Consider the following 18,524-nt stretch of genomic DNA (forward strand, 5'->3'; position numbering starts at 1 on the left):
GCGGGATGACCGATCCGATCCTGACCGTCCGGGACCTGACCAAGACCTTCACCCTGCACGCGATCGGCGGCCGCCAGGTCCGGTCGCTGGACACGGTCTCGTTCACCCTCGCGGCCGGTGAACACCTCGCGATCGCCGGGGCCAGCGGGGCCGGCAAGTCCAGCCTGCTGCGCTGTCTCTACCGCAACTACCTGCCCGATGCCGGCCGCGTCCGCTTGCGTACGGAGTCAGGCGAGCTCGAGCTGACCGCGCTGCCGGACCGGCAGATGGCCCGGCTCCGTGGTCGCGAGTTCGGCTACGTGTCCCAGTTCCTGGCCGCGCCGCCCCGGCAGGGCCCGCTCCGGCTGGTCGCCGCCGCGGCCCAGCGGCGCGGCCTCGGCCTCGACGCCGCCCGGGTGGCCGCGGCCTCCTCGCTCCGGCTGCTCGGCCTGCCGGAACGGCTCTGGGACGTCGACTGCAGCCTGCTGTCCGGCGGCGAACGGCAGCGGGTCAACCTCGCCGCGGGGACGGTCAGCCCGCCCCGGCTACTGTTGCTGGACGAGCCGGTGTCGGCACTGGACCCGGCCAACCGGGCCCTGGCGCTGACCGTGATCGAGCGGTTGACCGGGCAGGGCGTCAGCGTCCTCGCGGTCTATCACGACCTGGCGATCATCCGCCGGATGGCGGATCGGGTGCTGGTGTTGGACGGCGGGCGGCTGATCGCCGACGGCCCGCCGGACACGGTGTTGGCGGCGGGCCATCGGGCGCTCGCGGAGGCAACGGAGGAGACGTACGGATGACCCTCGAACTTGATCAACAAGCCACCGGCCAAGATCAACAGTCCGGCTGGCCGGTGGCCACGCCGCCGAGCTCGTACGTGATCAGCAACGCGCGGGTGGTGTTGGCGGACCGAGTGACAGACCCGGCCAGCGTGATCATCCGGGACGGGTTGATCGCCGAGGTGGTGGAGCGGGTGCTGCCCGGCGACCTCGACGCCGGCGGCCGGCTGCTGCTGCCCGGCCTGATCGACGTGCACAGCGACGCGCTGGAGAAGGAGCGGGCGCCGCGCTCCAACGCCGTGCTGCCGTGGGACTTCGCGCTGACCTCGTACGAGGCGAAGCTGGTCGCGGCCGGGGTGACGACGATCTTCCACGGTGCAGGATTCCAGCACAAGGCGGCCCGCGGCACGGAACGATCACCGGAGCTGGCGCTCGAGCTGTGCGCGGCGGTCGAGGCGCACCGGACCCGGCGGATCGATCACCGCATCCTGCACCGGTTCGCGATCCGCTCCGAGGGTGGTGCGGCACTGCTGCGGCGCCGGCTGGAAGGGTTGCCGGCGGGCGAGGTGCCGCTGGTGTCGCACGAAGATCACACGCCGGGCCAGGGCCAGTACGCCGATCCCAAGGTGTTGATCAAGGCGATCATCGGCGACGGCGGGATGGAGCGGGCGGCGGCGGAGGAACGGGTGACCGAGATCCTCGCCGACGCCGCACGGACCGAACCGGTCCGCGACGCCAACCTGGCCTGGTTGGGCGACCTGGCCCGGGCCGGGCGGATCCGGCTGCTCGGCCACGATCCCGACACGGCCGCGGCGATCGACGAGCTCCGCGACCGCGGCGCGACGACGGCCGAATTCCCGACCACCCTCGAGGCGGCCCGCCGGGCCAAGGATCTGGGGCTGACGTCGGTAGCCGGCGCGCCGAACGTGCTCCGCGGCCGGTCCCACTCCGGCAACGTCGCCGCGGCCGAGCTGATCGGGCTCGGCCTGGTCGACGCGCTCGCCTCCGACTACCTGCCGAGCGCGCTGCTCGGGGCGGTGATCACGCTGGTCCGATCCGGCACGATCGGGCTGCCGGCCGCGGTCCGGTTGATCACCGCCGGACCGGCCGCCGTCGCCGGCCTGAGCGACCGCGGCCGGATCGCGCCGGGGCTGCTCGCCGATCTCACCCTGGTCGACGACATGGGGCCGGGCTGGCCGCAGGTGCTGACCACCTTCAAGAGCGGTGCCGACCGGAGCCGGCCGTGACCGGACTGGCCGGCGTGCATCCGGCCCTGGCCGACACCTGCCGGGCCGCCACCGACGCTTTGGCCGAGGCGCAGCGACGGTACGGCCGGGACGAGTTGTCGGCGGAGACGCGGATCGGCGCCGACGGTACGCCGACGATGCTGATCGACGACCTGGTCGAGGCCCGGATCCTCGACGTCGCACGCGGCCACGGGGTGAACGTGCTCAGCGAGGAGGCCGGCTTCGTCGACCGCGGCAGCGCGCTGACCCTGGTCGTAGACCCGGTCGACGGGTCGGCCAACGCGGCCGCCGGCGTACCGCTGTCCTGCTATTCGGCCGCGCTGCTGGACGACGGCCGGCCGGTCGAGGCGTTGACCTGCTGGCTGGAGACCGGCCGGACCATCTCGGCCCGGGTCGGCCGGCCGGTGCCGTACCGGACCAGCGGTGCGCGCCGGCTCGCCGGCCGGGCCCTGTCGATGCTGCGGCCCAAGGTCGGCGCGCGGGGCGACACGGCCGACACCTGGCTCCGGCTCTCCCGCCGGGCCGGCCGGGTGCGGATCCTGTCCTCCAGTTGCCTGGAGGCGATGCTGGTCGCGACCGGCGCGATCGACGCCTTCGCCGACCCCGGCTCCGACACCCACCGCCTGGTCGACCTGGCCGCGGCGATGGTGATCATGCCGGCCGCCGGCGGCTTCGTCGGCGACGCGTTCGGCCGGCCGCTCGTTTTCGATCATGACCTCACCTTGCGCTACTCGGGGGTGGTCGCGGCGACGGAGGAACTGGCGGCGGAGATCGTCACTGAGATCAGGGCCGGAGACGAAGGGTCCCGAACCACCGGGCCGGCCGACCCCGTCGTCGTCAGGTGACCGGAATCCGGCGACGGTTCGCGAAAACGACCGGCAACCGGCCGATTCGGTGAACGGACGCTGGATTTCGGTCAACCCCTCTTGTTCTGCCGACAGTTCGGCCGGAATCCGCCCCGGCCCCCCGCCGCTCGTGGCACGCTGCTCCCGTTCGGTCACCGGAGGGGAGAGGCGATGGCGCGGACCGGAGTGGACTTGGGCGAGTTCCTGCGAGCCCGGCGGGCGGGGCTGCGGCCGGACGATCGCGGCCTGCCCAGCTATGGCAGCCGCCGGGTGGCCGGGCTGCGCCGGGAGGAAGTCGCGCTGCTGGCCCAGGTCAGCACGTCCTACTACACCCGGATCGAGCAGGGCACGGCCGGCGTCATCTCCGCCGGTGTGCTCGAGTCGCTGGCCCGGACGTTCGAACTCGACGCCGACGAACGGGCCCATCTGTTCCGGCTGGCGGGCGTCGCTCCGGCCGAGCCCGATCCGCGGACGGGCCGGCTCGATCCCCAAGTGGAGCGTCTGATCCACGCGATGGACCCGGTCCCGACCGCCGTGCTCGGGTCGGCCATGGAACTGCTCGGCTGGAACCGGACCTGCCACCTGATCTTCGGCAGCCACCTGCCGTTCGACCTGCCGGTACGAGAGCCGGAGCAGTCGAACTGGATCCGGCTGCTGTTCGTCGACCCGGCCTATCGGGAGTTGTTCACCGACTGGACCGAGGTCGCCACCGACCTGGTCGGCCGGCTGCGCAACTCCTCCGGCCGGTGGCCGGCGCACGGCGGCCTGCGGGCGTTGATCACCGAGCTGAGCGACCTCAGCCCGGACTTCGTCGAGCTCTGGCACCGGCATCCGGTCCGGGACCGGCCGCTCAGCGGGGTCCAGTTGGCCCATCCGACGCTGGGCCCGCTGGAGCTGTCCGACCTGGTGCTGAGCCCGGTCGGCCACGACGAGTTGCGGTTGCTGGCCTTCCTGGCCGAGCCGGGCAGCCCGACCGCGGCCCTGCTGGAGCGTCGCCGCGGGTCTGCCTGACCCTGACAGTGGCAGGCAACTCACGGTCTGGAGCGGCGGCGGCCGAGACGCCATCGTGGGTGGTCCGAACCATCCTTGGAGGAGATGATCATGAAACTCACCAGTGTCTACCCGGTGCTGATGTCGGCCGACGTCGCCGCGGCGGCGGCGTTCTACCGCGACCTGCTCGGCTTCGAGACCACGTTCGCCGCCGACTGGTACGTCAGCCTGCGGCAGGGACTGTGGGAGCTGGCTCTGCTCGACCCGAACCATCCGACCATCCCGGAAGGGTTCCGCGGCACGCCGGCCGCCGGCGTGCTGATCAATCTCGAGGTGGCCGACGTCGACGCCGTCCATCAGGACCTGACCGCTCGCGGCGCCTCGATCGCCCGGCCGCTGCAGTCGGAGGACTTCGGCCAGCGGCACTTCATCCTGCAGGGACCGGACGGGGTGCTGATCGACGTGATCACCCCGATTCCGCCGCAGGGGGAGTATGTCGAGCAGTTCAGCGAGGGCGAAGCGGTCGTCGACGCCTGACCCTCGGCTGTACGCACAGCGCCGTCGCCACGATCGCTCGTGGCGACGGCGCTCTCTGTCGTGCTGTTCAAACCCTGAGCTCGGGAGGGCGATGGTGATCATGGGCTGGCCCCTTCGACAGGCTCAGGACATGCCTCGACAGATCCAGTCTGGATCCGCCGGTGGCGCAGCGGCGAACGGCTTGAGTGGGGTTGCGTTGGCCCGGACTCGGGGTTCGTTCCCTGAGCCTGTCGAAGGGCAGGTAAGACCGCGCCCCGAGTCGTGCTCCACCGGGATCCGCACCTCGCCGGACGTCGGGGTCTGCTTGATCATCGACTGTGCGCCGACCGGTACCCGGCCGCGATTCCCCGCCGACCGCTAACCCCGTTCTTTGGCGCGTCGTTCCCGGCCGTCAGGCCGAAGCTCCGCGAGAACGGCACCATCCGGTCTGCCCCATCGCGTGGACCCTGCCGGCAGACTTCGGTCGCTTGAGGTCGGCCCGGCCCGACAAGTCCGCTCGGTGCACGCCGAGACTAAAGACGCGCCAAGGACGGGCCGGTTGCGGCGTTTCCTCGGAACCTCCGGCCGGGCGCCGGTTGCGCTGTGGTCGGGATCAACGACCAGCGACTTTCGCCGTGAACACCGACGCCCGGCCGCACAACGCGACGAACCGCCCTGACCCGCCCGTCCTTGGCGCATCTTTCCGGCCGTCAGGCCGAAACCGAAGAGACACCAGCTGGCCTGCCCTTCGACAGGCTCAGGGAACGAACAAGCTTCGACGGGCTCAGGGAACGAAGAGACGCCCAGCCCGAACAGGAATCGCGACATCGCAGATCCAAGATCATCGGTGGATCCAGGCGTCCCAGGGAACGGAACATGCGGCCGTTCTGTGGGCTCGGGGAACGGATCAGTCCCGGCTCAGCTCACCGGACCGTAGCGGTGCCCGAGCGGTGGGTCCAGGCTTCAGCGGCGTAGGGCTCGGGTTTGGAGGGTGGCGAAGATGGCGACGATCAGGGCCTGGGCGATGATCCAGCCGCGTCCGAGCGGGGTTGGGTCGGGGGCGGCGAGGGCGAAGACGACCGAGGCGGCCACCCAGGCCAGGTTGATCAGCACCGGGATCCAGCAGGCCGGGTGGGCGGTCGTGGCCCGGGCGGCCAGGATCAGCGGCACGGTCACCAGCACCAGGAACACCCCGACGCTCAAGAGCAAGGTCGGTGCGGCGCCCAGCACCGGGGCGAGCCGGTCGGCCAGCAGCAGAAAGCCGAGGCCGTTGAGGCCGGTTACCACAGCGTCGAGGCCGAACCACAGGCGGCGCCGGTCGACCTTGCGCCGTGGCGCCGTCGCGGCCGGAGTTTCTGCGGTCATCGTGTCCACCCACCGAAACGGTTGATGATCATCGGGACGAGCACGGTCATGATCCACTCCTTCCCCGGCCGGCTGATCCGGCCCGGATTCCCAGACTGAGTGGGAATCCACGGCCCAGCCAGACCGCGTTCCGGGTGCCACTGACAGTGGTAGGGAGGTCCGCAACCGTCTCAGCAGACGGCGCAGGTGTTCGCATCGCAAGATTCCCTATGTATCCACTGGGGAATATGTGAAACTGAAGTCACCTGCAGCGGTGTTGATCAACTCCGGCCCTCACAACCGAGAGGTATCTTCATGTCAGCCCATCCTGCTTACGGCACGAGGCAGCCTGGCATCAGCCTGGTCCCGGCGATCCCGGAGCCTGCCGTTTCCCCCGAGCTCTACCGGTCGGTGTTCCGGCTGCACGCCGGCGGCGTGGCCGCGATCACCGCGGCCGCCGGGTCCGCACCGGTCGGCTTCACCGCCACCTCCGTGGTGTCGGTGTCGCTGAACCCGCCGATGGTGTCGTTCTCCTTGTCCAACAGCGCTTCCAGCTTTTCCGTGGTGGATCGCGCCAGTTACGCGGCGATCAATCTGCTCGCCGCCGATCAGTCCGAGCTCGCGGTGCGCTTCGCCACCAGCGGCATCGACCGCTTCGCCCATCCGACCAGGTGGTCGACCCTGGCCGACGGTACGCCGGTGCTCGACGACGCCGCCAGCCTGCTGCACGGACGGATCGCGCACCGGTTCGCCGTCGGTGATCATCAGATCGTCGTCCTCCGGTTGCTCACGGCCGAGGTCCGGCGTCCGTACCGGCCGCTGGTCTACCATGACGGCGGCTACGGCGCGTTGGCCGGAAGCGGTGATCTCCGATGACCGGCTCCACCTCCCGCCGTTCCTTCCTCGGTCTGGCCGCGGGCGCGCTGGCCCTGTCGGGCTGCGCGATCGGACAGCAATCCGGCACCGGCGCCACCCTGGCCCTGGACGCTCCGCTGCCGGATCAGGTCCCGGACGACACCAAGATCATCATCGGTGATCCCTCGACCCAGAAGGCGTTGCAGCTGTCCGGCGAACTGGACGAGCTGCCGTTCATCGAGTGGGCCAACCTGTCCGGCGGGCCGCAGACCACCGAGGCCTTCCGGGCCGGTGCCCTCGACGCCGGTTCGGTGGCGGAGATCCCGCCGATCCACGCTCGCTGGACGGGCCTTGAGGTCAAGATCATCGCCTCCCGGTTCCGGGTCGATCCGCTGCACCATCCGGTGTACGAGTTCGGCGTCGCTCCCGGCACCGCGGCCGCCACCCTGGAGGAGTTCAGGGGTAAGAAGATCGCCTTCTCGCCGGGCCAGGCCCAGGGTGCACTGGTGCTCAAGGCCCTGCGCAAGGCGGGCCTGACCAAGGCCGACGTGCAGTTGATCGAACTGCCCAGCACCGGCGACGTCTACGCCAACGCCCTGGCCGCCCGTCAGGTCGACATCGCGCCGATCGGCGGGGTCCAGATCAAGCGCTATCTCGGCAAGTATGCGGCCGAGGGCGCCGCGACGATCCAGCACGGTCTGCGCGACGATCCGGGCCACGTCTATGCGCTCGAGTCGTCGCTGGCCGACCCGGGCAAGGCCGCCGCGCTGCGGCAGTTCGTGGCCGCCTGGGCCCGCGCGGTGCGCTGGGTCGACGAGCATCCCGATCAGTGGATCGAGGGCTACTACGTGGCCGACCAGGGGCTGAGTGCCGCCGACGGGCGCTGGCTGGTCGAGCGCACCGGGAAGCTCGAGATCCCGGACGACCTGACCGACGTGTACGTACGCCATCAGGAGACGATCGATCTGCTCGCCGCCGAGACCGGCAACGACCCGATCAAGGCCGAAGACCTCTACGACCCGCGGTTCGTGCCGGTCGCGACCGAGGCCTTCGCCGCGGAGGGCCGATCATGACCACCGACCTCAGGCTCGATCCGCCCGTCCTGGTCGGTGACCGGATCCCCACTCGGACTGCTGCCTCGGACCGGTCGCGGACCTCGCGCCGATCGCGGACCCGGCTCAGCCTCGGCCGGCCGATCCCGTTCGGGATCGCGATCGGACCGCTGTTGTTGCTGCTGATCTGGGCCGGCGGCTCGGCCACCGGCCTGATCGATCCGCGGATCCTGACCGCGCCGTGGACGGTCGTCACCACCGCGATCGAACTGACGATCGACGGCCGGCTGCCGGCCCACCTGGCGACTTCGGCCGCGCGGGCCCTGACCGGACTCGCCCTCGGCATCGGGCTCGGCCTGGTGCTGGCGTTGATCTCCGGCCTGAGCCGGGTCGGCGAAGCGCTGGTGGACGGCCCGATCCAGCTCAAGCGGGCGATCCCGTCGCTCGCCCTGCTGCCGCTGTTGATCTTGTGGTTCGGCATCGGTGAACCGATGAAGATCATCACGATCACGCTCGGCGTCTTCGTCCCGATCTATCTGCACACTCACAACGGTCTGCGCGGCATCGACAGCCGGTACGTCGAGCTGGCCCAGTCCCTCGGGCTCGGCCGGGGGGAGTTCATCCGGCGGGTCGTGCTGCCCGGGGCGCTGCCCGGATTCCTGCTCGGGTTGCGCTTCGCGGTGACCGGAGCCTGGCTGTCGCTGGTGGTGGTCGAGCAGATCAACGCCACCAGCGGGATCGGCTACATGATGGAGCTGGCCCGGACCTACGGCCAGACCGAGATCATCATCGTCGGCCTCGTCGTCTACGGCGTGCTCGGCCTGACCTCCGATGGCATCGTCCGACTGATCCAACGAAAGGGCCTGTCATGGCGACGCACCCTGGCCGATTAGATCATGATCAACCGACGGTCCGGGTGACCGGGCTGACCCGCCGCTACGGCGCCCGGGCGGTGCTCGACTCGATCGACCTGTCCATCGCCGACGGCGAGTTCGTCGCCCTGATCGGGCGCAGCGGCTCGGGCAAGAGCACCCTGCTCCGGGCCCTGGCCGGGCTCGACGACAACGTTGCGGGCGAGGGCACCCTCGACGTCCCGGACAAGATCTCGGTGGTGTTCCAGGACTCCCGGCTGCTGCCCTGGCAGCGGGTGCTGGACAACGTCCTGCTCGGCCTGACCGGCGGCAGCCCGAAGGAGGCCGCGGGCCGGGGCCGGGAGGCGCTGGCCGAGGTCGGCCTGGCCGGCCGCGAACGGGCCTGGCCCAACGAGCTGTCCGGCGGCGAACAGCAGCGGGTCGCGCTGGCCCGTTCCCTGGTCCGGGATCCGCAACTGTTGCTCGCCGACGAACCGTTCGGCGCCCTCGACGCGCTGACCCGGATCCGGATGCACGTGCTGCTCCGCCGGCTCTGCGACCGGCACCGGCCGGCCGTGCTGCTGGTCACCCACGATGTCGACGAGGCGATCGTGCTCGCCGACCGGGTGATCGTCCTCGACGAGGGCGCGGTCGCCGTCGAGGTCGCGATCGACCTGCCCACGCCGCGCGACGTCACCGATCCCGCGTTCGCCGGGATCCGGGACCAACTGCTCTCCGCCCTTGGACTGAAGGAAACCATCCGTGTCTGATCATTCACTCGTCGATCAAGCCCGACCACTGCACCTGAACGCGTTCCTGATGAGCACCGGGCACCACGAGGCCTCCTGGCGGCTGCCGGAGAGCGATCCGTACGCCAACACCGACGTCGCGCACTTCCAACGACTGGCGCAGACGGCGGAGCGGGGCAAGCTCGATTCGATCTTCTTCGCCGACTCGCCGGTGCTCCGCGGCGACGTCGGCCGCCGTCCCGCCGGGACCCTCGAACCGACCGTCCTGCTCACCGCGATCGCCGCCGTGACCAGCCGGATCGGCCTGATCGCGACCGCCTCGACGACCTACAACGACCCGTACAACCTGGCCCGCCGGTTTGCCTCGGTCGATCACGTCAGCGGCGGCCGGGCCGGCTGGAATGTGGTGACCACCGCCGGCCCCGAGGCCGCCCGCAACTTCGGCCTCGATGATCAACCGGCCCACCGGGAGCGCTACGAGCGGGCAGCGGAGTTCCTCGAGGTCGCCGGCGCGCTCTGGGACAGCTGGACCGACGACGCGACGATCGCCGACCAGGCCGAGGGCGTCTGGGGTGACGCGACCAAGATCAACCCGATCGATCATGTCGGCCGCTACTTCCGGGTCCGCGGACCGCTCAACCTGCCCCGCTCGCCGCAGGGCCGGCCGCTGATCGTCCAGGCCGGCAGCAGCGAGGACGGCAAGAGCTTCGCCGCCCGCTACGCCGAGGCCGTGTTCACCGCGCAGCAGACGCTGGCCGACGCCCAGGACTTCTACCGCGATCTGAAGCGCCGCACCGCCGCCCTCGGCCGGGACCCGGAGTTGATCAAGATCCTGCCCGGCATCGTCCCGGTGATCGGCTCCACCGAGGCGGAGGCGCGCGCGCTCGACACCGAGCTGGACGAGTTGATCAGGCCGGAGTACGCCCGGGACCAGCTGGCCAAGACCCTGCGGGTCGCGCCGGAGGAGCTCGCGCTGGATGCGCAGCTACCGGCCGAACTGCCGGACGAAGATCAGATCGAGGGGGCCAAGAGCCGCTACACCCTGATCGTCAATCTGGCCCGCTCCGAACGGTTGACCGTACGCCAGCTGATCGGCCGGCTCGGCGGCGGTCGCGGCCATCGGACCTTCACCGGAACCCCGGAGCAGGTCGCGGACGCGATCATCGACTGGTTCGATCATGGTGCCGCGGACGGGTTCAACGTGATGCCGCCGGTGCTGCCGTCCGGGCTGGACACCTTCGTCGACCAGGTGGTGCCGATCCTGGTCCGGCGCGGCCGGTTCCGCTCCGATTACGAGGGGACCACCCTGCGTGATCATTACGGGCTGACCCGGCCCGAGGTAGCCGCCGCTGACCTGGCGGTGACCGGATGACCGACACCGGATCTGGCGAGGCCCCGGAGTTCCTCTGGTACATCCCGAACACGGTCGAGCCCGGCCACCGTGGCGACGACGTGGCCGACGGTTGGGGCACGCTGGAGCTGTCGGTCCGGCACGCGCTGGCGGTCGAGGACCACGGCTGGGGCGGCGCGCTGCTCGGCGCCGGCTGGGGCCGGCCGGACACCTTCACCGTGGCCACCGCGCTGGCCGCCCGGACCACCACCTTTCAACCACTGGTGGCGATCCGGCCCGGCTACTGGCAGCCGGCCCAGTTTGCCGCGGCGTCGGCCACCCTTGATCAACTCAGCCGTGGCCGGCTGTTGATCAACATCGTGTCCGGGGTCGACAACCTCGCCGCGTACGGCGACGGCAACAGCGATCCGGCCCGCCGCTACGACCGAACCCGGGAGTTCCTCCGGCTGGTCCGCCGGCTCTGGCGGGAGCCGGACGTCACCTTCCACGGCGAGTTCTTCACCGTCGAGGGGTCGACCGTCCGGCCCGGACCGTACCGGGCGGAGGATGGGCGGCACCCGCGGCTCTACTTCGGCGGCGCCTCGCCGGCGGCCGAGCGGGTGTCGGCGACCGAGGCCGACGTCCAGCTGTTCTGGGGCGAGCCGCTGGACGGCATCGCGGAACGGGTCGATCGGCTTCGTGGCCTCAGCACCGAACTGGAGCGCGAACATGCCCCACTGGAGTTCGGGCTGCGGATCACCACCCTGATCCGGCCGACCACCGAGCAGGCCTGGCACGACGCGGAGGCCAGGGTCGCCGCGATGGCGGAGCGCGCCGGCGGCGAGGCCGACCGGAACTGGAAGCGCGCCGTCGGCCAGCAGCGGCTGTACGACCTGACCGAGCGCGGCGAGGTGCTGGACAGTTGCCTCTACACCACGCCTGGCCGATACGGCGGGGGAGGCGCGGGCACCACCTGGCTGGTCGGTTCACCCGACGACGTCGCCACTGCCCTACGCCGCTACGCCGACCTCGGCGTCAGCCACTTCGTTCTCTCCGACACCCCATACCTGGACGAGGTGGCCCGGATCGGTGATCAACTCCTACCCCGGTTGAGGCAGGTCCGGGAGGTCGGTCAGCCGTACTAGCGCGGGCCGTTGGCGATCGCCTCGGACAGGGCGGCGGCCGCATCCCGCATCGCGGTTTCGACCTGACCGGTCAGCTTCTCGACCGCGGCCGTGTCGGGCTTCCCGCCCGTCGCCTCGACCAGGGCCTCAACCCTGGCCCGCTCCTGGGCCATGTCTGCCAACTGGGCCGCACTTTCCACCCGGGCCAACAGTTCGTTCGACGGGACGTACTCCTCGATCTGGCTGCGGTAGGAGTGGATCTGGTCGGCATAGGAGTCGAGCCGAAGCCGAGACGCCGACACCGCCGGGCAGGTCTGAGCCGGATCCTCGCTGCCGGTGGCCTCGCAGTAGAAGTAGTCCGCCGGCTGGTCGGCCGAAGCCCGGATGCCTCCCAGGGCGACGACCCCGCCCAGCCCGGCCACGACGACGGCGACCGCGCCGACGATCGCGTACGTCAGGCGGCGACCCCGCCCGATCGGCCCGGCCACCACCGGCGGCTTCGGGGACGTCGCCGGCGGCAGCAGCGGCAGATCTGAGGTCAGCGCGAACAGGGTGCGATGATTCTTGGCCTGCAGCGCCAGACCGACCCGATCATCCAGATCCTCCTGGCTCAGGTCGCCGAGCGCGTAATGCTGTTGGACCAGGTCGAGACAGACCTCGCGAGCCTGTTCGACGGATACCGCGGGCACTTCCGGACGCTGATCAGTCATGCCGACCTCCTGAGATGACGCCGGGGAAGTGACGCCACGGCCGAGTCTGCCCGAGAGCGGCCGCGACTCCGGTGCGCCGCGCCGCGTCAAGGACCTGGCGGGGACAGACGAACCCGCTGAAGACGCACCGGATCCTGCGCCGCCACGCCGACCTCGGCATCAGCCAGTTCGTCCTCTCCGATACTCCGTACCTCGACGAGGTCGCCCGAATCGGTGATCAACTCCTACCCCTGCTCCGCCGCCCGCGCTAGTCACCTGGAACCGGGTTGTCAGCGCTTGCGGAACTCGCCACAGGTAGAGAAATGATGCAGCCAGGGCCGGTTGGGGGTGCGGAACTCGCCACAGGTAGAGAAATGATGCAGCCAGGGCCGGTTTGGGGTGCGGAACTCGCCACAGGTAGAGAAACGATCCGGCGGGTCAGAGTCAGGTCGGGATCACGCAAGGTCCAGGAAGTCTCGTAGCCATTGGTCGATCTCATCCAGGCAGTCCTGGTCGACGTGTCCGGCGCGTCGGGCGAGACGGTCCCGGCTGATCGTTCGCGGTTGCTCGGTGATCGCCCAGCTCGGTCGCCGCAAGGTCAGTCCGGCACCGGTGAGTCGCACGTGGTGCGGCCAGTTCCGGTCCTTGGTGGTGACCGGCAGAGCGATGGCGAGGGCCGGCACGGAATCCAGGTAGTCGTTGGATGCGATGATCAGGGCCGGTCGCAGTCCGGCCTGCTCCCGCCCGCGGGTCGGGTCGAAGTTGGCGAACACCACGTCGCCACGGTGCAGTTCACGCATCGTCCAGACCGTCGCCGGCGGCCTCGTCCCAGGCGGCGGTGAGGTCGTCGTAGTCATCGTCGGGGGCGTCGGCGGCGCGCGCGTAGGCGGCTCGAACCCGGTCGAAGCGCTGCCGTCGGGCATGTTCGTTCGTGACCAGTCGGAGATACTCCGCGGCGGTCATGCCCTCCGTTCGGGCGGCCTTCATGACGGAGTCCCGGAGGTCCTTGGGGACCTTGATTGTTGCAGACTCGGACATACCGAGCAGTATACCTTCTGGTGTTCTAGGCGGTATACCGTACGAAGCCGTAGTCAGCCGAAGCGGGCCAGCAGGTCGTCGTCGATCAGGACCGCGTCGGGGAGCAGCACGTGGATCGAGCCGTCCTGGATCTGGCAGGCGTACGCGCTCGGGTCGTCGCAGACCGTCGCCAGTCGAACCGGTTCGGCGGCGCGGAAGTCCCAGAGGGCGAAGCCGGCCCGGCTCTTGATCACGAACAGTCCGGCGATCCCGGTGGCGACCACGGCGCTGCCGCCCTCCGGCAGCAGGCTCGTGGCATCGAGGGTGGCCGGGCCGAGCTCGTCGCCGGCAGCGTCCAGGATCAGCCAGCGGACCTGATCAAGATCATCGAACCGGCCGGTGATCGTCGCCAGATAACGCTCCGTGTCGATCACGCCGTGCACCCGGGCGGCGAGCGTGCCGGCCGGTGCCCGGGTGGTCGAGACCGCGCCAAGGGTGACCGAGTCGATCGTGGCGAACAGGCAGTGATCATCGGTCGGCGGCGCGCTCTGGCAGTCGGCCTCCATCGCGGTGCCGGCCAGCAGGGCCGTGCCGGCGGAGTTGATCACCAGGCTGCGGATCGCCTGACCGGGCAGCGGATCGTCGGCATAGGTGGCCAGCCCGGTCTCGGTGTCATAGCGGGTCAGCACGCAGCCGAGCTCGCCGTAGTGGTGGTTGGAGGAGTAGAAGATCAGCCGGCCGTCGTCGGCCGCCGCGACCGGCCGCATCCCGCTCGACGGCTGCGCCACGACCCGCGGATTCTCCGGGAAGCGGGCGGCGCGGTCGGGGTCGTACTCGACCAGTTCGGCGCCGGTATAGGCCGCCAGATAGACCTTGTTCTTGATCTTCCAGGTCTGCAGCACCTCGCCGCCACCCGGCGCGGCCCGGCCGAGGTCCTCGCCGGCGCCGGTGCGCAGATCGAGGCTCCAGAACCGTTGCGTGATGAAGGTCGTGCCGAGCAATCGGTCGGCGTCGATCCGGCGCAGGCAGTCGACGTGGCCGATCGAATCGGTCGGCAGGTGCCGGGACTGCAGCAGTGAGCCGTCCGCCGCGTCGATCACCAGGAAGGTGCCGAACATGGTCACGGCGACGATCCGCCCGGCGGCGGACATCCGGACGCCCTGGACGGTGCCGTCGGGGATCCGGCAGAGCTCGGTGATCACGCCGGTGGCCAGATCCCAGGTGGCGACGGTGAGCATCTCGCCGGCCATCGCCGAGCCCCAGGCCTTGCCGTCGCGGAGGGCGAACCAGTTCATCCGCCGCCCGGCCTCGGGACCGGGCACCAGCCGCTGTCCGATCGGGTCGTACCAGCCGACCTCGGGCAGATAGACGTGCCCGTCATCGTCGGTGATCGTGGCGGAGATCGTCATCCGGTCGGTCCAGCGGACCGGGCGGCCGAGCAGCTCGCTGGCCAGCGTCCGGGTCACCGTGTCGGTCGCCGGATCCCAACGGAGCAAGGCCAGATCGGGGTTGAACGCCAACAGGGTGAAGGTGCCGTCGCCGTTGGCGAAGTGCGACGCCGAGTAGTGCTCGTCGCAGACTCCGGCGAAGACCGATCCGGCCCGACCGTTGCGGAAGTCGAAGCTGATCGCGGTCGGGGTCGGCGGCGGGAAGGCGAGCCCGAACAGCTTGCCGGACAACGGATCGACGACCATCCCGCCGAACATCAGCGCGTACGGCGCCCCGGTGGCGAACACCTGCCGCTCACGGCTGCGCAGATCGTGCCGGACGACCTTGGCCAGATCACCACACAGCCACAGCGTGGCGGCATCCTCCGGCCCGGCACTGTAGAAGCCCGGATGATCATCGAACCGATGGATCTCCTCCCGGCCGTCCTCGGTGATCATGATCGCCTGAGTGCCGGAAACGCTGTTCCAAGAGGTGATCCAGAACCGTTCGGCGCCGTCGTCGCCGGGGCCGAGGCTGATCAGGGGCGTGTTGACGAACGGATCCTGCGCGGGCGGCAGGGCGAAGCGGCGCACCATGGTGCTGGTCTCCTCGGCAAGGTTGATCATGAACGCCCGGCCGGGCGATCACTGGGTGGCGGCGAAGGCCTGCTCGTATTCGGTCCGGATCTTGTCGCCGCCGCCGGACTTGAAGGTGTTGACGAACCCGTCGAAGTCGGCCAGCTTCTTCCGCCCGGTGATCACGTCGTTGATGCCGTCGGTCAGCGACTTGTCCAGCGCCGCGCCATCGGACTGCTGGGTGGGGGAGTAGAGGCCCTGGGTGGCCAGCGGCTGTTTGCTCTTCGCGCACCGCTCCTGGTACGCGTAGTACATCTCGGTCGCCTCCGGCCGGCCCGGGGTGAAGTTCACCACCGCGGGCGCCCCGGTGTAGTTCACCGGCAGCGTGACCTCGCGGACGCCGGTCTGGTTCCGTACCGGATCGCCGTCCTTGAAGTCGAAATCGTGCCCTTCGACGCCGTAACTGAGCAGCCGGTTCTCCACTGTGCCGAACGGGCTGGCCAGCCAGTTGAAGAACGCCAGGATCTCCTCCAGCCGCTCCGGCGTGGTCTTGGTGATCCCGATCGGCCCGCCGTAGATCGCCGGCCCCATCAGCTTGGTCCCGTCGCCGCCGCCGTCCCACTTCGGCGGCATCAGGATGCCCATCTCCATGTCCGGATTGTTGGCGCTGTAGGTGGTGTAGTAGCCGGCGACCGACCCGGCACCGCCGTTGTTGATGGCGACGTTGCCGTTGCCGACCCATTGCGCCAGCAGGGTTTCCTGGGTGAAGGAATCGGGGTGGAAGAGGCCCTCGCTCCACTGCTGGGTGACCGCGTCCAGGGCCTGCCGGAACTCCTCCCGCTCGGCGACGTGGGTGAACTTCCCGCTGCCGTCCACCCCCCAGCCCTGGGGCAGGCCGAGCATCTCCTTGAGGAAGTTGAGCGTCGACTGCGGGCTGCCCATCGCGTAGCGGTTGCGCTTGGGATCGTTGACCGTACGGCACATCTCGAGGAACTCGGCGTAATCGGCCGGCTCGGGGTTGGCGCCCTTGCTCTTGATCACGTCGAGCCGGGCGTGCATCTCGCCCGCGGCGGCCGGCCGGTTCAGCGGGATGCCGTAGATGCCGCCGTTGTAGACGCACGACTTCCAGGAGACCGTCGGGATGTTGGCCAGCCCCGGATATTTCTTGATCGCGTCGCCGGACAGGTGCTCGGACAGATCGGTGAACCGGGCTTCGAGCAGCTTGGGCAGGTCGCCGACCGGGCGCAGCGCCACCACCTCCGGCAGATCGTCGCCGGCGATCACCACGGTCAGCTTGGCCGTGTAGTCGGCCGCAGTGGCCATGGTGAACTGCAACTCGGCGCCGGCGGCGTCGTTGACGGCCTGCCAGTACTTGTTGTCGTTCAGCGCCGGCGGCAACTGCACGTTGGTGTTGGTCAAGATCGTCAACGGCTTGCCACTGGCCAGCGGCTTGCTCTCGGTGGCGGCGATGTCGCCCGCCGGGAACTTGCGGAAGGCGGCCATCACGGCCTCGTCGGTGGAGGCGAGGTCGGCCTTGACCTTCGTGTACGGGACGTAGGCCGGCAACGCGACGCTGCTGTTGACCTCGGACGTGTTCTCGGTCCCGCCGCCGCTGGAACAACCACCCAGCAGGGTGGCCCCGGCCACGGCCGCGGTGCCACCGGCGATGAGACCGCGTCGGGTGATCGTCCTGGCGTTGGTCATGATCGCTCCCTGATGACTGAAACCGGTTGCAGTAAAGCTTCAAAATAGCCATCACGGGCGTCCCGTGGCAAGGGTTTCAGCTAGGGCAGAATGCCGACTACGGCTGACCGTAATCATCCGAGGAATTCGGCGGACTGCTTCGGGTCAGAGCTGGCCGGCCTTCTTCAGCGCCAGATAGTGGTCGGCCAGGGCCGGGGCGAACGTGTCCGGCGGCGCCTGCACCACCGAGATGCCGAGATCGCGCAACTGCCGCTCGACCTGGCCGCGGCGCTCCACGTCGACCTCGGCCGCCGCCGCGGCGTAGGCGTCGCCCGGCTCCTCCCGCCGGCCACGGAGCTCGTCGATCCGCGGATCGGAGACAGCGGCCAGGACGATCCGGTGCTTGCGCCGGACCGGGCCGATCACGCCGAGCAGCCCGTCGGTGATCGCCGCCGTGTCCAGCCCGGTCAAGATCACCACCAGTGATCGCTGGGAGACCCGGCTCATGATCTCAGTGACCAACTGACGATGATCGGTCTCGACCAGGATCGACTCGACATTGGCCATCGCGTTGACGAACGTGTTGAGCATGGTCGCCGCCGGTTCGCCGACGACGCTGGCCCGGACCTCCCGGTCGACGATCAGCAGATCCACCCGGTCGCCGGCGCGCGAGGCCAGGGTCGCCAGCAGCAGGGCGGCGTCCATCGAGTGATCGAGTTTCGGTTGATCACCGACCCGGCCGGCCGAGGTGCGGCTGGACTCCAGCACGATCAGCACATGCCGGTCCCGTTCCGGACGCCAGGTCTTCACCACGACCATGGTCGACCGGGCGGTGGCCCGCCAGTCGATCGACCGGACGTCGTCACCGGGCACGTACTCGCGCAGGCTGTCGAACTCGGTGCCCTGGCCGCGCTGCAGGATGCTCGACCGGCCGTCCAACTCGCGCAGCCGGGCGATCCGGCTGGGCAGATGCTTGCGGCTGTTGAACGGTGGCAGCGCCCGGACCCGCCAGGGCGCCTGGTGCGCGCGCTGCCGGCCGGCGATCCGCAGCGGGCCGTACGCGCGGATGATCACCGGGCCGCTCGGCCGGTCGCCGCGCCGGGTCGGCAGCAGCGTGGTCCGGGTCAGCCGGCGCTGCCGGGCCGGGATGGTGATCGTCGAGATCCCACCGCTGGCCCCGGCCGACGGCGACCAGGCGTCCCGGACCGTGGCGGTGATCGTGCGCCGGTTGTGGTTGGTCAGCAGCACCGACACCTGGGCCGGATCGCCCAACCGCACCGCGGTGTCGCCGGACCGGCGGACCGAGACCTTGGCCGGCGACGGACAGAGCAGCAGGTCGACCACGATCACGATGATCAGCACGCCGGTGGCGATCACGAACGCGAGCCAACTGCCGGCGATCGCGACCGCGATCACGGCGATCGCCGCCAGGGCACCGGCCCGCCAGGTCAAGATCATGGCGCCGCGCTCC

At 70.1% G+C, this 18,524-nt stretch carries 19 protein-coding genes; 12 read left to right on the top strand and 7 right to left on the bottom strand.

All coding sequences use genetic code 11. From position 1 onward, the window contains the following. Positions 1 to 5 precede the first annotated feature (5 nt). From FNH24_RS23440 to FNH24_RS23460, 5 genes are all read left to right on the top strand, one after another. Positions 6 to 779, top strand: a complete 774-nt coding sequence (locus FNH24_RS23440) for an ATP-binding cassette domain-containing protein (RefSeq protein ID WP_152364665.1) — start codon at positions 6 to 8, stop codon at positions 777 to 779. Then, positions 776 to 2,005, top strand: coding sequence for an alpha-D-ribose 1-methylphosphonate 5-triphosphate diphosphatase (locus tag FNH24_RS23445; protein ID WP_152364666.1), 1,230 nt, complete (start codon positions 776 to 778; stop codon positions 2,003 to 2,005). Before FNH24_RS23440 ends, FNH24_RS23445 begins: the two co-directional genes overlap by 4 nt. Further along, positions 2,002 to 2,850 carry an inositol monophosphatase family protein gene (locus FNH24_RS23450; protein ID WP_152364667.1) on the top strand — a complete coding sequence of 283 codons (849 nt, stop codon included), beginning with the start codon at positions 2,002 to 2,004 and terminating at the stop codon, positions 2,848 to 2,850. Before FNH24_RS23445 ends, FNH24_RS23450 begins: the two co-directional genes overlap by 4 nt. Before the next feature lie 171 nt (positions 2,851 to 3,021). After that, positions 3,022 to 3,861: a helix-turn-helix transcriptional regulator gene (locus tag FNH24_RS23455; protein ID WP_152364668.1), complete on the top strand. Its 840-nt coding sequence runs from the start codon at positions 3,022 to 3,024 to the stop codon at positions 3,859 to 3,861. Positions 3,862 to 3,951: 90 nt separating this feature from the next. Next, positions 3,952 to 4,377 (top strand): VOC family protein, encoded by a 426-nt coding sequence (locus tag FNH24_RS23460; RefSeq protein WP_152364669.1) that lies wholly within the window; start codon positions 3,952 to 3,954, stop codon positions 4,375 to 4,377. Between the two features lie 942 nt (positions 4,378 to 5,319). Here the strand turns inward: FNH24_RS23460 and FNH24_RS23465 are convergent. Then, complete coding sequence (locus FNH24_RS23465; protein ID WP_152364670.1) at positions 5,320 to 5,721, bottom strand: hypothetical protein; 402 nt, start codon at positions 5,719 to 5,721, stop codon at positions 5,320 to 5,322. 294 nt (positions 5,722 to 6,015) lie between these two features. On the opposite strand from FNH24_RS23465, the gene FNH24_RS23470 reads away from it, so the two are divergent. Genes FNH24_RS23470 through FNH24_RS23495 form a run of 6 tightly spaced genes read left to right on the top strand, consistent with a single transcriptional unit; the run spans position 6,016 to position 11,682 of the window. After that, positions 6,016 to 6,576, top strand: coding sequence for a flavin reductase family protein (locus FNH24_RS23470; protein ID WP_152364671.1), 561 nt, complete (start codon positions 6,016 to 6,018; stop codon positions 6,574 to 6,576). Further along, a complete protein-coding gene (locus FNH24_RS23475; protein WP_152364672.1) occupies positions 6,573 to 7,628 on the top strand; it encodes an ABC transporter substrate-binding protein in 1,056 nt (351 codons plus the stop codon). The genes FNH24_RS23470 and FNH24_RS23475 overlap by 4 nt, the downstream gene beginning before the upstream one ends. Then, positions 7,625 to 8,500, top strand: coding sequence for an ABC transporter permease (locus FNH24_RS23480; RefSeq protein WP_152364673.1), 876 nt, complete (start codon positions 7,625 to 7,627; stop codon positions 8,498 to 8,500). The genes FNH24_RS23475 and FNH24_RS23480 overlap by 4 nt, the downstream gene beginning before the upstream one ends. Beyond that, a complete protein-coding gene (locus tag FNH24_RS23485) occupies positions 8,476 to 9,228 on the top strand; it encodes an ABC transporter ATP-binding protein (protein WP_152364674.1) in 753 nt (250 codons plus the stop codon). The genes FNH24_RS23480 and FNH24_RS23485 overlap by 25 nt, the downstream gene beginning before the upstream one ends. After that, positions 9,221 to 10,579 (top strand): LLM class flavin-dependent oxidoreductase, encoded by a 1,359-nt coding sequence (locus FNH24_RS23490; protein WP_246187032.1) that lies wholly within the window; start codon positions 9,221 to 9,223, stop codon positions 10,577 to 10,579. The genes FNH24_RS23485 and FNH24_RS23490 overlap by 8 nt, the downstream gene beginning before the upstream one ends. After that, a complete protein-coding gene (locus tag FNH24_RS23495) occupies positions 10,576 to 11,682 on the top strand; it encodes an LLM class flavin-dependent oxidoreductase (RefSeq protein ID WP_152364675.1) in 1,107 nt (368 codons plus the stop codon). Before FNH24_RS23490 ends, FNH24_RS23495 begins: the two co-directional genes overlap by 4 nt. Here FNH24_RS23495 and FNH24_RS23500 read toward each other — a convergent pair. Continuing rightward, on the bottom strand, positions 11,679 to 12,371 hold the full coding sequence (locus FNH24_RS23500) for a DUF1707 SHOCT-like domain-containing protein (RefSeq protein ID WP_152364676.1): 693 nt from the start codon (positions 12,369 to 12,371) through the stop codon (positions 11,679 to 11,681). The genes FNH24_RS23495 and FNH24_RS23500 overlap by 4 nt on opposite strands. A 71-nt stretch (positions 12,372 to 12,442) precedes the next feature. On the opposite strand from FNH24_RS23500, the gene FNH24_RS23505 reads away from it, so the two are divergent. Beyond that, on the top strand, positions 12,443 to 12,622 hold the full coding sequence (locus FNH24_RS23505; RefSeq protein WP_217428452.1) for a hypothetical protein: 180 nt from the start codon (positions 12,443 to 12,445) through the stop codon (positions 12,620 to 12,622). A gap of 183 nt (positions 12,623 to 12,805) precedes the next feature. Here FNH24_RS23505 and FNH24_RS23510 read toward each other — a convergent pair whose 3' ends face one another. The 5 genes from FNH24_RS23510 to FNH24_RS23530 form a co-directional block, all read right to left on the bottom strand. Next, positions 12,806 to 13,150: a type II toxin-antitoxin system PemK/MazF family toxin gene (locus FNH24_RS23510; RefSeq protein WP_152364677.1), complete on the bottom strand. Its 345-nt coding sequence runs from the start codon at positions 13,148 to 13,150 to the stop codon at positions 12,806 to 12,808. Next, positions 13,143 to 13,388 (bottom strand): hypothetical protein, encoded by a 246-nt coding sequence (locus FNH24_RS23515; RefSeq protein WP_152364678.1) that lies wholly within the window; start codon positions 13,386 to 13,388, stop codon positions 13,143 to 13,145. Before FNH24_RS23515 ends, FNH24_RS23510 begins: the two co-directional genes overlap by 8 nt. Positions 13,389 to 13,441: 53 nt before the next feature. Further along, the gene (locus FNH24_RS23520) at positions 13,442 to 15,421 is read right to left on the bottom strand and encodes a hypothetical protein (protein ID WP_152364679.1); all 1,980 of its coding nucleotides are present in this window, start codon (positions 15,419 to 15,421) and stop codon (positions 13,442 to 13,444) included. A gap of 18 nt (positions 15,422 to 15,439) precedes the next feature. Beyond that, positions 15,440 to 17,074: a type 2 periplasmic-binding domain-containing protein gene (locus tag FNH24_RS23525; protein ID WP_152364680.1), complete on the bottom strand. Its 1,635-nt coding sequence runs from the start codon at positions 17,072 to 17,074 to the stop codon at positions 15,440 to 15,442. A gap of 144 nt (positions 17,075 to 17,218) precedes the next feature. Beyond that, a complete protein-coding gene (locus FNH24_RS23530) occupies positions 17,219 to 18,511 on the bottom strand; it encodes a DUF58 domain-containing protein (RefSeq protein WP_152364681.1) in 1,293 nt (430 codons plus the stop codon). Positions 18,512 to 18,524 lie beyond the last annotated feature (13 nt).

The sequence above is a fragment of the Microlunatus speluncae genome, assembly GCF_009299835.1.
Classification (GTDB): Bacteria; Actinomycetota; Actinomycetes; order Propionibacteriales; family Propionibacteriaceae; genus Microlunatus; species Microlunatus speluncae.